Origin of the sequence: Sphingomonas sp. (assembly GCF_035714405.1) — a bacterium.
Taxonomy (GTDB): domain Bacteria; phylum Pseudomonadota; class Alphaproteobacteria; order Sphingomonadales; family Sphingomonadaceae; genus Sphingomonas.
Map to the genome: position 1 here is coordinate 14230 of NZ_DASTMA010000012.1, position 15222 is coordinate 29451.

General features: G+C 69.4%; 17 protein-coding genes. 16 read left to right on the forward strand and 1 reads right to left on the reverse strand.

Annotated features, from left to right (window positions below):
* Positions 1-2 precede the first annotated feature (2 nt).
* The 3 genes from VFQ64_RS04645 to msrA all read left to right on the forward strand — a co-directional run bounded on the left by VFQ64_RS04645 (position 3) and on the right by msrA (position 2176).
* Positions 3-1202: a pyridoxal phosphate-dependent aminotransferase gene (locus VFQ64_RS04645; RefSeq protein WP_325102132.1), complete on the forward strand. Its 1200-nt coding sequence runs from the start codon at positions 3-5 to the stop codon at positions 1200-1202.
* A 183-nt stretch (positions 1203-1385) separates the two neighbouring features.
* Positions 1386-1520 (forward strand): hypothetical protein, encoded by a 135-nt coding sequence (locus VFQ64_RS04650; RefSeq protein ID WP_325102133.1) that lies wholly within the window; start codon positions 1386-1388, stop codon positions 1518-1520.
* Positions 1517-2176 (forward strand): peptide-methionine (S)-S-oxide reductase MsrA, encoded by a 660-nt coding sequence (msrA, locus tag VFQ64_RS04655; RefSeq protein ID WP_325102134.1) that lies wholly within the window; start codon positions 1517-1519, stop codon positions 2174-2176. Before VFQ64_RS04650 ends, msrA begins: the two co-directional genes overlap by 4 nt.
* 279 nt (positions 2177-2455) lie before the next feature.
* Here the strand turns inward: msrA and VFQ64_RS04660 are convergent, their stop codons facing one another.
* Positions 2456-3454: a ligase-associated DNA damage response exonuclease gene (locus tag VFQ64_RS04660; protein WP_325102135.1), complete on the reverse strand. Its 999-nt coding sequence runs from the start codon at positions 3452-3454 to the stop codon at positions 2456-2458.
* Between the two features lie 90 nt (positions 3455-3544).
* Here VFQ64_RS04660 and VFQ64_RS04665 point away from each other — a divergent pair, with 90 nt between their 5' ends.
* The 13 genes from VFQ64_RS04665 to VFQ64_RS04725 all read left to right on the forward strand — a co-directional run bounded on the left by VFQ64_RS04665 (position 3545) and on the right by VFQ64_RS04725 (position 14917).
* On the forward strand, positions 3545-3727 hold the full coding sequence (locus tag VFQ64_RS04665; protein WP_325102136.1) for a hypothetical protein: 183 nt from the start codon (positions 3545-3547) through the stop codon (positions 3725-3727).
* Positions 3728-3916: 189 nt separating this feature from the next.
* On the forward strand, positions 3917-6322 hold the full coding sequence (locus VFQ64_RS04670) for a ligase-associated DNA damage response DEXH box helicase (RefSeq protein WP_325102137.1): 2406 nt from the start codon (positions 3917-3919) through the stop codon (positions 6320-6322).
* A 44-nt stretch (positions 6323-6366) separates the two neighbouring features.
* Positions 6367-7266, forward strand: coding sequence for a retroviral-like aspartic protease family protein (locus VFQ64_RS04675; RefSeq protein ID WP_325102138.1), 900 nt, complete (start codon positions 6367-6369; stop codon positions 7264-7266).
* A gap of 289 nt (positions 7267-7555) precedes the next feature.
* Positions 7556-8944 (forward strand): M20/M25/M40 family metallo-hydrolase, encoded by a 1389-nt coding sequence (locus VFQ64_RS04680; protein ID WP_325102139.1) that lies wholly within the window; start codon positions 7556-7558, stop codon positions 8942-8944.
* Between the two features lie 93 nt (positions 8945-9037).
* Complete coding sequence (locus VFQ64_RS04685; RefSeq protein WP_325102140.1) at positions 9038-9307, forward strand: hypothetical protein; 270 nt, start codon at positions 9038-9040, stop codon at positions 9305-9307.
* The gene (locus tag VFQ64_RS04690) at positions 9300-10298 is read left to right on the forward strand and encodes a sensor domain-containing diguanylate cyclase (protein ID WP_325102141.1); all 999 of its coding nucleotides are present in this window, start codon (positions 9300-9302) and stop codon (positions 10296-10298) included. The genes VFQ64_RS04685 and VFQ64_RS04690 overlap by 8 nt, the downstream gene beginning before the upstream one ends.
* 131 nt (positions 10299-10429) lie before the next feature.
* A complete protein-coding gene (gene pdeM / locus VFQ64_RS04695) occupies positions 10430-11092 on the forward strand; it encodes a ligase-associated DNA damage response endonuclease PdeM (protein WP_325102142.1) in 663 nt (220 codons plus the stop codon).
* Between the two features lie 108 nt (positions 11093-11200).
* On the forward strand, positions 11201-11827 hold the full coding sequence (locus VFQ64_RS04700; protein ID WP_325102143.1) for a hypothetical protein: 627 nt from the start codon (positions 11201-11203) through the stop codon (positions 11825-11827).
* Positions 11828-11961: 134 nt separating this feature from the next.
* Complete coding sequence (locus VFQ64_RS04705) at positions 11962-12615, forward strand: hypothetical protein (protein ID WP_325102144.1); 654 nt, start codon at positions 11962-11964, stop codon at positions 12613-12615.
* On the forward strand, positions 12615-12854 hold the full coding sequence (locus tag VFQ64_RS04710) for a hypothetical protein (RefSeq protein ID WP_325102145.1): 240 nt from the start codon (positions 12615-12617) through the stop codon (positions 12852-12854). Before VFQ64_RS04705 ends, VFQ64_RS04710 begins: the two co-directional genes overlap by 1 nt.
* Positions 12844-13554, forward strand: a complete 711-nt coding sequence (locus VFQ64_RS04715) for a hypothetical protein (RefSeq protein WP_325102146.1) — start codon at positions 12844-12846, stop codon at positions 13552-13554. The genes VFQ64_RS04710 and VFQ64_RS04715 overlap by 11 nt, the downstream gene beginning before the upstream one ends.
* Positions 13555-13565: 11 nt before the next feature.
* Complete coding sequence (locus VFQ64_RS04720) at positions 13566-14399, forward strand: archaeosortase/exosortase family protein (RefSeq protein WP_325102147.1); 834 nt, start codon at positions 13566-13568, stop codon at positions 14397-14399.
* A 176-nt stretch (positions 14400-14575) separates the two neighbouring features.
* Entirely contained in the window at positions 14576-14917 is a 342-nt protein-coding gene (locus tag VFQ64_RS04725) for a hypothetical protein (protein ID WP_325102148.1), read from the forward strand.
* The last annotated feature ends 305 nt before the right edge of the window (positions 14918-15222 follow it).

A 15222-nucleotide genomic window follows, 5' to 3' on the forward strand; every position in this document is an offset into this window, starting at 1 on the left:
TCATGCAGCCGTCCGCCGCACTCGCGCGCATCAGCCCTTCGCCGACGCTGGCGGTGACGACGCGGGTACAGGAGCTGCAGCGCCAAGGCATCGACGTGATCGGGCTGGGCGCGGGCGAGCCCGACTTCGACACGCCCGAGCACATCAAGGACGCCGGCATCCGCGCCATTCGAGAGAACCGGACGAGATACACCAATGTCGACGGCACGCCCGAGCTGAAGGCCGCGATCGCCGCCAAGTTCGCGCGCGACAATGCGCTGACCTATGACCCGTCGCAGATCAGCGTCAATGTCGGCGGCAAGCACACGCTGTTCAACGCGATCGTGGCGACCGTCGGTCCGGGCGACGAGGTGGTGATACCGGCGCCTTATTGGGTCAGCTACCCGGATGTGGTCCAGTTCGCGGGCGGGACGCCGGTGGTCGTCGCGGCGGGACCGGAGCAGGACTACAAGCTGTCGCCGGCGGTCCTCGACGCCGCGATCACGCCGCGCACCAAGTGGGTGATCCTAAACTCGCCGTCGAACCCCACGGGGGCGGCCTACACGGTCGCCGAGCTGCGCGCGCTCGGCGAGGTGTTCGCGCGGCACCCGCGTGTCTGGGTGTTCGCCGACGATATGTACGAGCACATCGTCTATGACGATTTCAAGTTCGCGACGATCGCAGAGGTGTGTCCGGAGCTGTACGCGCGGACGCTGACGGTCAACGGCTGTTCCAAGGCCTATTCGATGACCGGCTGGCGGATCGGCTTTGCGGGCGGGCCGGCGTGGCTGATCAAGGCGATGGCGAAGCTGCAGTCGCAGTCGACCAGCAATCCGTGCTCGATCGCACAAGCGGCGGCGGTGGCGGCGCTGACCGGGCCGCAAGGATTCCTGAAGGAGCGGGCGGCGGCGTTCCAGTCGCGTCGCGATCTGGTGGTGTCGATGCTCAACCAGACGACAGGGATGAGCTGTCCGCGGCCGGAAGGGGCCTTCTATGTCTATCCCTCGTTCCCGGCCTTGATCGGCAAGCGGACACCCAAGGGCGTTGTGATCGACAGCGACGAAGCGTTCGTCGGCTATCTATTGGACGAGGCGCGGGTGGCGGCGGTGCATGGCGCCGCGTTCGGCCTGTCGCCGGCGATGCGGATCTCATACGCGACATCGGAGGAACTGCTGCGCACCGCGTGCGAGCGGATTCAGGAAGCCTGCGCGGCACTTCGTTGATCCGCCCGCGCGAGAGGCGGCGCGAACCCGGACGGGCGATGAACGGGGCGCGCAAGCTGCGTTAAGCGCCGGCGCTTTATATCATCGATTGTCGCGGGGCATTTTCGATGCCGACTTGCGACTGCAACCTTTGGCACCGGGCGGACGTAGCTGTCGGTACGCCAACAAGAACCGAGCAACATCATGGCCCATCGTCTCCGATCCAGTTTCCTGTGGCAGTTCGTGGCCGGCTTCGCGCTCGGCGCGATCGGGCTGGCGGCGGCGCATGCCACCGAGCCGAAGGCCGAGCCCGCGCGCACGGAGATCGCCGCGCGATGAGGGCCGGGTGGTCGCTGCTGCTCGCCGGCGCGGTGTTGACCGCGGCGGCATTGTCCACCGGTCCGGCGGAGGCGGAGCGCGCGCGGGTGATCCCCGCGGCGAAGGTCGACGTTCCGCCCGCCGCCGGGTTGCAGACGGCGGTGCTCGCGGGCGGCTGTTTCTGGGGCCTGGAAGCGGTGTTCGAGGGCATCAAGGGCGTGCGCGACGTGCAGTCGGGCTATGCCGGGGGTACGCGTGCGACCGCAACCTATGACCTGGTGTCGAGCGAGACGACGCGCCATGCCGAGGTCGTCAAGATCGTCTATGATCCGCGTCAGGTCAGCTATGCGACGCTGCTGCGCGTGTTCTTCTCGATCGCCCATGACCCGACGCAGCTGAACCGGCAGGGGCCGGATACCGGGCCGAGCTATCGCTCCGCCGTGTTCCCGCAGACGCCGGCGCAGGCGAAGGTCGCGCGGGCGTATATCGCGCAGCTGGGCGCCGCGCGGACGTTCGGGGCGCCGATCGTGACGCGGGTGGAGACGGGGCAGTTCTTTCCGGCCGAGGGGTATCATCAGGATTTCGCGCGGCGGAACCCGGGGCATCCGTATATCGTGCGCTGGGATGCGCCGAAGGTGGCGGGGTTTCGCGCGGGGTTTCCGGCCTTAGCCAAATGAGGTCGGCTGGCCGGCTTTCGCCGCGGTGTCAGGAAACACCACCGCGGTTCGTGCTGAGCGAAGTCGAAGCACATTGGTCGGACGTGCCCTTCGACTTCGCTCAGGGCGAACGGAGGTGGGTGCGTTACCCCACGCCCAGACGGCTCTAGTGGCGCAACGAACAATGTCGCGGGGCCGTCACGGGAGTTAATCCCGTGACGTCGGACAGGGTCGCTCCGCGACCCGCCGGCCGGCCTTGCCGGTCTCGTCCGTAGCTACGCTACGGGCGTGCCGGCTGCGTTAATCATCCTCATCCTCAAACCCGGATAAATGCAGCGGCCGCGCCTTGATCTGCCGCGTCATGCACCAGTGGACCAGCGCGTCGTCGCGGCCGTGGGTGACCCACACCTCCCTGGGCGCGATCTCGAGCAGCGTGTCGGTCAGCTCGTCCCAGTCGGCGTGATCGGAGAGGATCAGCGGCAGCTCGACGTTCTTCTGCCGCGCGCGCTGGCGGATGCGCATCCAGCCGCTCGCCATGGCGGTGATCGGGTCGGGCAGGCGGCGCGACCAGCGGTCGTTGAGCGCGCCGGGCGGGCAGAGGACGACGTGGCCGGCCACGTCCTTCTTCGCAGCGCCGGTGGCGGGGAGCAGCTCGCCGAGCCGGACGCCATGCTCCTCGTAGAGGTCGCACAGCCGCTGCAACGCGCCGTGGATGTAGATCGGCGCCGCGTGTCCGCGCGCGCGGAGTTCGGCGATGACGCGCTGCGCCTTGCCGAGCGCATAGGCGCCGACCAGCACACAGCGGTCGGGATTGGCGTGGAGGCGGTGGATCAGCTTGTCGATCTCGTCACCGGCGTCGGGGTGGCGGAAGACCGGGAGCCCGAAGGTCGCCTCGGTGACGAACACGTCGCACTGGACCGGCTCGAACGGTGCGCAGGTCGGGTCGGGGCGGCGCTTATAGTCGCCCGACACGACGACGCGCTCGCCGCGATAGTCGAGCACGATCTGCGCCGAGCCGAGGCAATGGCCGGCGGGGACGAAGCCGACCTCCACTTCTCCCATCCGGATGGTTTCGCCACAGGCGACGGGTACGCCGTTCTGCTCGCCGTAACGTGCGGCCATGATCGCCAGCGTCGCCGGGGTCGCCCAGACCTGGCCGTGGCCGCCGCGGGCGTGATCGGCATGGCCGTGGGTGACGAGCGCGCGGGACGCCGGCTCTGACGGGTCGATCCAGGCGTCGGCGGGGCGGACGTAGATGCCGTGCGGATGCGGTTCGATCCAGTCGCCGAGTTGCGTCATCGGGGGAATACGCGCGGGGGTTACGGGGGGTTGCGGGAGCGAAACGGTTGTGGTCGCGTTGGGGGGCCAACTGGATCGGAGTGGGACATCATGGGCGCTGGTAGTTTTGGTTGGGAAATCCTGGTCGTCATCGGACCGCTGATCCTCGCCTTCGCGCTCGCCTGGGCGATGCTGCACAACAAGCGGTCCAAGCGGCAGAACGAGCGCACCGAACAGGCGACGCGCGAGCTGTACAAGGACCCGCTGGATCACGAGACGACGGACAAGCGGTAGAGGTTCGGTCCTCCCCTTGCAGGGAAGAAGGCGAGAGGAGGCAGGCGATCATCCCTCCCCGGCGGAAGCCGGGGCCCAGATGCGATCACCCGACAAAGTGCGATGTCTGTGTCCGGCGCGGCCGACTGGGCCCCGGCTTCCGCCGGGGAGGTGCTTCATCGTAGCCGACGCAGACACTAGATAGAGGTCTTGGACCTCCCGGATCCCCTTCCCGACTGGTTCGCCAAGCGCGGCTGGCAGCCTCGCCGGCATCAGCTCGACATGCTCGTCCGCGCTCGCGCCGGGCGCCATGCTTTGCTGGTGGCGACGACTGGGGCGGGGAAGACCTTGTCGGGGTTCCTGCCGACATTAGCCGAACTCGTGGAGTGTCCCGCCGATGGGCTGCACACGCTGTATGTGTCGCCGCTGAAGGCGCTGGCGATCGACATCCAGCGCAACCTGTTGGGGCCGATCGAGGAGCTGGGGCTGCCGATACGGGTCGAGACGCGCACCGGCGACACGCCGTCCGACCGCAAGGCGCGGCAGCGGGTGAAGCCGCCGCACATCCTGCTGACCACGCCCGAATCGCTGTCGCTGCTGCTCAGCTATCCAGACAGCGACCTGATCTTCGCCAGTCTCAGGACGATCGTCGTCGACGAGGTGCATGCGTTCGCGACCGGCAAGCGCGGCGACCTCCTCTCGCTGTGCATGGCGCGGCTGCAGCGGCTGGCGCCGGCGATGCGGCGGGTGGCGCTGTCGGCGACGGTGGCGGACCCCGACGGCTATCGCGCCTGGCTGGCGCCCGACGGCGATATCGACGCGGTCGACCTGGTGATCGGCGAGCCGGGTGCGGCGCCCGACATCGCGATCCTGCTGCCCGAGGGGCGGGTGCCGTGGATGGGGCATTCGGGACGCTATGCGGCCGAGCAGGTGATGGCGGAGATCGAGACGCATCGCACCTCCATCATCTTCTGCAACACGCGCAGCCTCGCCGAGCTGATCTTCCAGGATCTGTGGAAGGTGAACACGCTGTCGCTGCCGATCGGCGTCCATCACGGCAGCCTCGCGCGCGAGGCGCGGCGCAAGGTCGAGCAGGCGATGGCGGACGGCAAGCTGCGCGCGCTGGTCGCGACCGCTTCGCTGGACCTCGGCGTCGACTGGGGCGATGTCGACTGCGTGATCCAGATGGGCGCGCCCAAGGGGTCGAGCCGGCTGTTGCAGCGGATCGGGCGCGCGAACCACCGGCTGGACGAATCGTCGGAGGCGATCGTCGTGCCGGGCAACCGGTTCGAGTATCTGGAGGCCCGCGCGGCGCTCGATGCGGTGGAGGCGGGCGAGCTCGACCCCGACATCTTCCGCCCCGGCGCGCTCGACGTGCTGGCGCAGCATGTCATGGCGTGCGCGTGTGCGGCGCCGTTCCGGCGCGACGATCTGTTGGACGAGTTGCGCGGGGCGCTGCCCTATTCGGGGCTGACCGACGAATTGTTCGACCGCGTGCTCGGCTTCATTCGGGACGGGGGCTATTCGTTGAAGGCGTACGACCGGTTCAAGCGGCTGACTGAGGAGGACGGGCTGTGGCGGGTGTCACATCCCCGGTTCGTGGCGCAGCATCGGCTCAACGCCGGCATCATCGTCGAGGCGACGATGCTGACGGTGCGCTTCAAGAACGGACGCGCGCTGGGCAAGGTGGAGGAGAGTTTCGCCGCGACGCTGACGTCGGGCGACACGTTCTTCTTCGCCGGGCTGAGTTGCGAGGTCGAGCGGATCGACACGGAGGATCTGGTGGTGCGCGCGTCGAGCCGGCCGGCGCGCATTCCGACCTATGGCGGCGCGCGGATGCCGCTGTCGACCAGCCTCGCCGACCGGGTGCGCGCCTATCTGGCGACCCCGGCGGAGTGGGGGCGGTTTCCCGACGACGTGCGCGAGTGGCTGGAGATGCAGCTGCGCCGCTCGGTGCTGCCGGAGCCGGGCCAGCTGCTGGTCGAGACCTTCCCGCGCGAGGGGCGGCACTATATGGTCGCCTATGGTTTCGAGGGGTGGAACGCGCACCAGTCGCTGGGCATGCTGCTGACGCGGCGGATGGAGAATCTCGGGCTGAAGCCGCTGGGCTTCGTCGCCAACGATTATGCGATCGCGTGCTTCGGGCTGGAGCGGGTGACCGATCCGGCGGCGTTGTTCTCCGCCGACATCCTGGAGCATGAGTTCGTCGAATGGGTGGAGCGATCGCACCTGCTCAAGCGCGCGTTTCGCGAGGTGGCCGTCATCGGGGGCTTGGTCGAGCGCCAGCATCCGGGCAAGCGCAAGACCGGGCGGCAGGTCACCTTTTCGACCGACCTGATCTATGACGTGCTGCGCAAATACGAGCCGACGCACCTGCTGTTGCAGGCGGCGTGGGACGATGCGCGGGCGCGGATGACCGATGTCGGACGGCTCGCGGGGCTGCTCGATCGCGCGGCGGCGACGATGGTGCATGTCGATCTGCCGCGCGTCACACCGCTGGCGGTGCCGGTGCTGACGCTGATCGGGCGCGAGCGGGTGGCGACCGGCGGCGGCGCCGAGGACGCGCTGCTGATCGAGGCGGAGGGGATGATCGCGGACGCGATGCGGGCGGATTGAGGTTCTTGCGAACGGGTCGCGACGGGCGCAGCATCGAAACGATGATGAGCCTGCTCCTTTTGCTGGTGGCAGCCGACCCGACGCAGGCCGTTACACCGCCGGCGCCGCTGTCGGAGGAGGAAGTTCTCGCGCTGGGGGCGGAGGCGGGGCGGATGACGGTGCCGGTCACCATCGACCGGCGTGGTCCGTGGCCGTTCATCATCGATACCGGCGCGGAGCGGACGGTGGTGAGCCGCGAGCTGGCGGGCCTGTTGGGACTGGCGGCCGGACCGCCGGTGCGGGTGATCGCGATGACCGGGCCGGCGCGGGTCGGCTCCGTGATCGTGCCCAATCTCGCGGTCAGCACGATCACGCGCGCGCGGACCCTCGCGCCCGCGCTGGGCGCGCGCGACCTGGGGGCGGTGGGGATGCTGGGGATCGACGCGCTGCAGGACCACGCGGTGTCGATCGACTTCGACCGGCAGCGAATGACGCTGAAGCGGGCCAAGAAGCGCAATCGTCGCGCCGCCGCCGCGCCGGGCGAGATCGTGGTCGAGGCACGCTCGCTGTTCGGGCAGCTGATCGTCACCCAGGCATTCTGGCGCGACGTCCGTGTGTCGGTGATCATCGATACCGGATCGGCGGTGAGCGTCGGCAATTCGGCACTGCTGGCGGCGATCATGCAAGCCCCCAGGCTGATCGGCCCGATGGAGATGAAGTCGGCGACCGGCGAGACGCTGAAGACCACCGCGTTCGCGATCGACCGGCTGCATATCGGCGGGGTCGGGTTCAAATGGCTGACCGTCGCATTTTCGGACGTGCCGCCGTTCGAGCGGTTCGGGGTGGGCAAGACGCCGGCGCTGTTGCTCGGCATGGACGCGCTGCGGCTGTTTAAACAGGTCCATATCGATTTCGCCAACCGCGAGATCCGCTTCGCGCCGCCGCGAGATTTCCTGCCGGGCTGAATCGCCTATCCTTCGAGACGAGGCTTCGACTTCGCTCAGCCTTTCCTCAGGACGAACGGGAAAGGGTGCGGCTCGGATTGCTTCACCTTCGCCAGCAAGACCTGGTGGGCCCTCAGGACGAACGGGAAAGGGTGTGGCTCCGATTGGGTAAGGCGTTGCGCGGGCGGGGCAAACACGCTCTATTCCCTCCGTCAGCCCCGATCATGTCCTTCGAGACGCCGCTTCGGCTTCGCTCAGCGGCTCCTCAGGACGAACGGGATGGGGGTGAGCTATCTGAGGAGGAACGGCGATGAAGCTCGGGTTGATGATCGCGGCGGCGTTGGTGGCATCTCCGGCAGTCGGGCAGACGCGGCCGGATCAGCGCGAGTTCTTCGGGCTTTACAAGGAGCTGGTCGAGACCAACACGACGCTGTCGCAGGGGAGTTGCACACAGGCCGCGGCGCAGATCGGCGTGCGGTTGAAGGCAGCGGGCTTTGCCGACGCTGACCTCTCCTATTTCTCCGTGCCCGAGCACCCCAAGGAGGGCGGGCTGGTGGCGGTGCTGCCCGGCGCCGACGCGAAGCTCAAGCCGATGTTGCTGCTCGGGCATCTCGACGTGGTCGAGGCCGATCCCAAGGACTGGACGCGCGATCCGTTCACGCTGATCGAAGAGAACGGCTATTACTACGCGCGCGGCACCGTCGACATGAAGGCGATGGTGGCGATCTGGGCGGACACGCTGATCCGCTTCAAGCGCGACGGGTACAAGCCGAAGCGCACGATCAAGATGGCGCTGACCTGTGGCGAGGAGACGACCTTTGCCTGGAACGGCGCGGAATGGCTGGCCAAGAACAGGCCGGAGCTGATCGCGGCCGAATTCGTCCTGAACGAGGGCGGCGGCGGGCGGCTGGACGACGCGGGAAACAAGCAGTTGCTGGCGGTGCAGGTCGGCGAGAAGGCGGCGCAGAACTATACCTTCACCGCCACCAACCCCGGCGGCCACAGCTCGCAGCCGGTGCCCGAGAACGCGATCTATCGGCTCGGCGACGCGATCCGCGGCGTACAAGGATACAGCTTTCCGGTGCGCTTCACCGATACCACGCGCGCCTTCTTCGGCCAGACCGCGAAGACGCTGGGCGGGGAGACCGGCGCGGCGATCACCCGGCTGCTCGCCGATCCGAACGACGCGGCGGCGAATGCGATCGTCAGCCGCGACAAGGCGATGCATTCGACGCTGCGCACGACCTGCGTCGCGACGCGGGTGAGCGCCGGCCATGCGGAGAACGCGCTGCCGCAGCGCGCCACCGCCAACGTCAACTGCCGCATCTTTCCGGGCGAAACCGTCGAGGGCACGCTCGCCAAGCTGCAGGAACTGGCGGGCGACAAGGTGACGGTCACCGCCAACCAGCCGCAGCGCCCGACCGCGATCCCGCCGACGCTGGATCCCAAGATCATGGGCCCGATCCGCGCCACCGCGGCCAAGCACTTCCCCGGCCTGCCGATCCTGCCGCTGATGTCGACCGGCGCCACCGACGCCGTGTTTCTGGGGGCGATCGGCATGCCGGTCTATGGCGTGCCCGGCATGTTCGTCGACCGCGACGGCAGCGGTACGCATGGCTTGAACGAGCGCATCCGGGTGCGGTCGCTGTACGAGGGGCGGGACTATCTGTTCGACCTGGTGAAGGCCTTTGCCGGCTGAACCCTCGACGCGGCGGCGATAGCGCGCGCCGACGGCGCGCATACGGAATCTTCACCTCGTTCCGGCAGGTTCGGATCGAGAGGAAGCTCGCCCATGTCGTCCACGATCGTACGCCTTAAACCAGTTCAATCCGACGGCCCGTCCGCGCCGCACCTGGCCTATCTCGGGCTTGAGCTGCCGATGGAGCTGCGCGATCCGGTGCTGCGTCATCACCGCAACCTGTCGCAGCTGATCGAGAACCTGTGCAGCGCCGGATTGGGCACGGCGAAGATCCAGGAGCATGTCGACCAGCTGGTCGAATCCTATCGCGCCGAGCTGTCCGCCACCTTGACCATCCTCTCCGGGGAGAAAGCCGATGTCTGACCCCAAGCTTGCCGACGAGGCGGGGCGGCTGGCCGCGCTGGAGCGCTATTGCGCGCTGGACACCGAGCCGGAGCCCGCGTTCGAGAAGATCACGACGCTGGTGAAGTCGGTGATCGACGTGCCGATCTGTGCGGTGTCGATCATCGGCAAGGACCGGCAGCTGTTCAAGTCGATCCAGGGCCTGGCCGAGCGGGAAACCCCGCGCGACGTGGCGTTCTGCGACCATACCATCCGCAAGCGCGAGGCGATGGTGGTGCCCGACGCGCGGATCGACGCGCGTTTCGCCGCCAATCCGCTCGTCACCGGCGCGCCCAGGATCGTCAGCTATGCCGGTGTGCCGCTGGAGACGAGCGACGGCTACAATCTGGGTGCGCTGTGCGTGATCGACACCCGGCCGCGCGACTTCACGCCCGCGGAGGTCACGATCCTCGGCAATTTCGCACGGCTGGTGATCGATGAGTTCGAGCTGCGCGCCATCGCCAACAACGATTACCTGACCGGCGCCATGACCCGGCGCGCGTTCACCGAACGCGCCGAGCAGGAGCTGGCGCGGCACCGCCGCTATAGCCGACCGTGCTCGCTGATCTCGTTCGACGTCGACCATTTCAAGTCGGTGAACGACACCTATGGTCACCCGATCGGGGACGAAGTCCTGAAAACGGTGGTGCGGGTCTGCGAAGACGCGCTGCGGCCGACGGACATTCTGGGTCGGCTGGGCGGCGAGGAGTTCGCGGTGCTGCTGCCCGAGACCCCGGCGACCGATGCGCTGCGCTGTGCCGAGCGGCTGCGGGCGACGCTGGCGCAGACGACGATCGCCGCGGCGCCGGGGCTGCGCGTCACCGCGAGCTTCGGGGTGGCGCCGCTGGATGGCGCGATCTCCACCGTCAGCCGCTGGCTCGCCGACGCCGACGCGGCGCTGTATGCGGCAAAGCGGAGCGGCAGGAACCGTCATGTGCTGAGCAGCACACTGTTCCAGCAGGACGCGGCCTAGGCCTGGCCTGGGCGCGCCTGCCTTGGCAGGCCGTGGAAGGACTCAGGGCGAACGGAGGTTGGGGCACGCGGCCTGCCCCATCCTGTTCATCATCCTTGCGTGGCGGGAGTTGGCGTGCGTAAGGGCTGGTCATGGTCCCGTTTTGTTTTGGTGGGCAGGCGCTGTTTGCGCTTCCGCAGGGCGCGCTGTTCTGGCCGACCAGGCGCGCGCTGCTGGTCGCGGACCTGCATCTGGAGAAGGGGAGCTGGTTCGCGATGCGGGGGCAGATGCTGCCGCCGTACGACAGCCAAGCCACGCTGGCCGACCTGGAGGCGCTGGTCGCGGCGTGCGGCGCGGAAGAGGTCTGGTGCCTGGGCGACAGCTTCCATGACGGCGAGGGTTGCGAGCGGCTGTCGCCGCGCGCGCGGGCGACGCTGACGGGGCTGACGGCCGGCACGCGCTGGACCTGGATCACGGGCAATCACGATCCGGTGATCGCCGACCGCTGCGGCGGCGAGCTCGCACCGGCGGCGGTGGTCGACGGGCTGGTGCTGCGCCACGAGGCCGAGCCCGGCGAGACGCGGCCGGAACTGAGCGGGCATTTCCACCCCAAGCTTCGCCTCACGGTGCGGGGGCGGGCGGTGGCGCGGCGCTGCTTCGTGGCGACCGCGACCAAGCTGGTGCTGCCGGCGTTCGGGGCGCTGACCGGCGGGCTCGACCCCGGCCACCCGGCGATCGTGCGGGCGGTCGGGCGCGGGGCGGAGGCGCTGGTGCCGGTCGAGAACCGGCTGTTGCGGTTCCCGCTCGCGGCGTGAGGGCCCGACGCCGAGGCAATCCGATCATGATCGGTAAGGCGTTGGCTCTCCGGCCTCTTACCCTAGGCGCTGCAGGCTAGCGGGAGGGGCCGCGAACGGGGGGTCGTGATGAGCAGGAATGGGTCGGTGGCGGCGCGGTTGCGCGTGGTCGGGGTTGGCGCGGCGCTGGCGGTGGCGCTGGGGGCGACGCCGGCGGCGGCGCAGGTGCTGTTGGACCTGAAGGACGCGCCGGCGCAACGGGACACGCCGTATGTGTTCACCTATACGCCGACCACCACGATCACGCGGATCGTCTTTGCCGGCTATCAACAACCGTCGGAAGAAATTTCCCGCAACAGTTTCTTCGGGCTGAACGGCGGCCAGAACCTGCTTGCCGAGACCTGGTCCTATACGCCAGGCTCGTCCCCCAGCCGCGCAGGTCAGGGCCCGGGAGCCAACGGCGTCAACGACCTGAACTTCTACGGCGTGACCGTGGGAAGATATGACGGCCTGGCCCAGGATATCGGCACGACCCCGGGGCAGAGCTATACCCTCAGCTTCCTCTACACCAACGGCTTAACGGGTGACCCGACCAGTGGCGCGCCGAGCGGCTTCAGGGTGTCGGCGGTGGGTGTCGGCGGACCCGGTGTGCCGGCACCCGAGGTCGGGATGGGCTTGCTCTCCGCGCTGGCGGCGGGCGCGGCGCTGATGATGGCGCGCATGCGCAAGCCCGGAGGAGCTTTCTCGGGCGGCTGACAGAAACAGGCAAGCAGGAGCGGCCCCGTCCTCCGCCGGCGGCGATCATTCCGGCCATGATCGGCAAGCCGTTGACTCGCTTACGCCTTTCTCTATCGCCGCGGGGGCGGGGTGGGCCGCAGACGGGGGTCGTGATGAGCGGGATGAAGCGGTCGCTGGCCGCGCGGCGGATGCGCGTGATCGGAATGGGCGCGGCGCTGGCGTTGGCGCTTGGCGCGACCGGGGCGGCGGCCGAGCCCTATAGCTTCACCTTTACCGGCCAGCGGCCGACGCTGCGGTTCCTGGTCGCCGACCCGGTGCCGACCGCCGATGTTTTCGAAGGCTATTACTTCTCGACCACCGCGACCAACGCGACATCGGGCGGAACCCCGGCCTCGGTGCAGACGCTGTACTTCAACAACGCCGACATCCAGGACAGCAACAGCAGCGTGTCGTTCGGACTGGGCGACGGCGCTGATGCCGAGACCTTCTTCAACTTCCTCTCACCCAAGGGGCAGCTGTACACCGGCTCGGAAGGCAACCCGACCTTCAAGACCGGGACGTTCTTCTTCGCACCGGCGTCGAATGGGTCGTCGTTCGATCAGGTGGTCATCGCCCAGGGCCCAGGCGCGCCAGGGCCGCTGGCCGGCGGCGGGTTGGTGCCCGCGATCGCCGCGTTCGGCGCGCTGGCAGCGATGCGGGTGCGGCGGCACAAGATCGGTGCGGGTCCGCGCGCGAGGTTCATGGCCGCCCTGCCGCGCTTTCCGGCAGGGCTGGCGGCCCCCCAGGTGACCGTCACCTTCGCCTGATGATCGGGCGGCTGATGCAGGGGCGGGTGTTCGGTCCTCCGCCGTCCGACGACGGGGTGTACCTGCGCGTCCGCGCCAAGACGCCGCGCGCGCGGCTGGTGCGACGGATGCCGTGGCTGAGCGCTGTGCGCTGGTGGCACCTGGCCGTGATCGCGGTGCTGGTCGCGGCGGCGCTGCTGGCGCGCCCGGTGCTGTTCGCGCCGCCGGCCGTGACCGGGCCGGTGCTGGGTGATCGATAGTGTGCCGGTTACCGAGGACGACCTGCAGGCGGAGGCGCGGAGTGCCGGCCTGCCCGCCGACGCGATCGACGCCGCCACGCGCAAGACGCTGCTGGCGCAGGTGATCGACCGCCGGCTGCTGGTCGGCGCGGCGCGCGCGGCGGAGATCGAGCGCGACCCGGTGCTGCGCGCCGCGGTACAGCGCGCGGGCGAGATGGTGACGGCGAGCGTGATGGCGCAGCGGCTGGTCGGGCGGCCGGCGCCGGCGAGCGTGGCCGAGGCGCGGCGTTACATGGCCGCCAATCCGTTGCGCTTCGCCGGCCGCCAGATCCTGGTGGTCGACGCGATCGAGGTCGGCGCGCGCGGGTTGCCCGAGGGGTTGCTCGACAATGCCGACTCACTCAAGGACGTGGCGTCGACGTTGGACCGGGTGCGCCTGCCGTTCGAGCGCCGCGAGCGGCGCTTCGACAGCGCCACGCTGCCGCCGGAGATCGCGCGGCAGATGGCGCGGTTCGAGTCCGGGCGGCTGTTCCGCCTGCCGATGGGCGCCACCGTGCTGATGGGGGTGGTGACCGGCCGACAATCCGCCGCCGCGCCGCTCCCTGCGCAACTGGCGGCGGCGCGCGACGCGGCGATCGCGGCGAAGCAGGAGGCGCAGCTCCGCACCGCGCTGGCGGCGCTGCGGCGCAAGGCGGACGTGCGGATGGGCGAGACCCCGTGAGCGAGGCGGTGATGCCCCGCGAAGGCCGGGCGGCGGCGAGGATGCTCTCCACCCGCGAGCTGCTGTGCTGGGCGGTGGCGATGTTCGCGGCGGTGTCGCTGAGCTCGGTCGCCAAGCTGTGGTGGGCGGCGCCCGCCCAGATCGCAGGCGTGTTCAACGCCATCGAGCTGATCGCCTGGGGCTGCGCGCTGCTGCTGATCCTGCGCGATCCCGAGCGCGGCGCCGCCGCGACCGGATTTCAGATCGGCGCGGTCGCCGTGCTGGCGGGGTGCGCGCTGCTGGGTCCGGGGCGGTCGGGGGTGATCGCGCTGGCGCCGTTGGGGCTGCTGATCCTGTTCGGCGGCGGCTGGTCGGAGGGACAGCGCCGTGCCGGCGCGGTGTTCGTCGCGATCGGCCTTCAGCGGCTGCTCGGCACCGCGATCCCCGTGCTCGCCGGCGACGTGCTCCTCCGGCTCGATACCGCCGCGGCGGGCATGCTGATGCAGCTGGTCGTGCCGGGCACGACCTGGTCGGACAACATCCTGAAGCCGCCCGGCGATGTCGGGGTGACGGTGTACATGGCGTGTTCGTCCTTCTCCAATCTGTCCTATACCATCCTCTGCTTCGTAAGCCTGTACGCGCTCGACACCGGCCGCTGGTCGCGGCGTGCCTCGCTGGCGCTGGCGGCGATCTGCGTCGGCATCATTGCGCTGAACACCGCTCGGCTGGTGTTCACGGCGCGGTCGCTGGAGGGCTTCGTCTACTGGCACGAAGGGGAGGGCTCGACGATCTTCGGCCTGGTGTTGACGGTGGTCACGGTCAGTGCCTGCAGCGTTGGCGCGCGCTGGGCCGCCGACCGGGCCTGAGCGTGGCGTGAGGATCTGGGCGCAACGCGGGCTGTTCGTCACGCTGATCCTGGGTGGGGCCGCGTTCAAGTTCGCCGGCAACGCCGCGCCGACGTCCGAGCAGTTCATCGCGCGGGTGGACGGTGTGCTGATGCGGTCCGGCTTCCGCGTCGCCGCGCACACGCCGTCGTGGAGGAATGGCGAGCAAGGGAACCCCGTCGCGGATCGCGCGGCACCCCGATTGCGGGCAGGCGATCACGGTCACGCCGGTGGCGTTGATGGCGCCGATCGGCGGGGCCGAGAGCGGGGCCGAGAGCGAGGGCGGGTCGGTGCAATATGTCTATGGCGACCTGCAGGAGCGCGCGCCGTCGCGCCTCGCGGTCGCCGGCGAGACGGTGCGGCTGGAGCTGACCTGGATCGCCTCGCTGGGCCGCGCGCTGCGGCCGCAACGCGAGATGCTGGCGGTGCGCGATCCCTCCGCCTGCCTGGCGCTGACCAGTGCCGGGTGGAAGACGATCTGGACCGGAAGCGGCGGCTGAACGCCGGCTGCTCCAACTTATCACGAACCAGATCGGATAAAATGGCTTGACAGCGTCACGCTGTTGTGGCACATATCAGGAACGCTGAAGAATTGTGAGTCGGGCGGGTCGCTTGCCGGGAGGGGTGCCCGGGGGGTGACGCGCGACGCTGCTTCGGCGGACGCGCGGCTGGGGCGGCGCGAGGGACGGGTCGGCGTCGGGCGATGGGCTCGGCGTCGGCCCGTCTGGGTGTTCAGGGATCAAGGCGGTGGGCGCGGCGGGGTGGCGATGGCTTCGCCGGCAGCAGCGCCGCGCGCGCCGGTCAA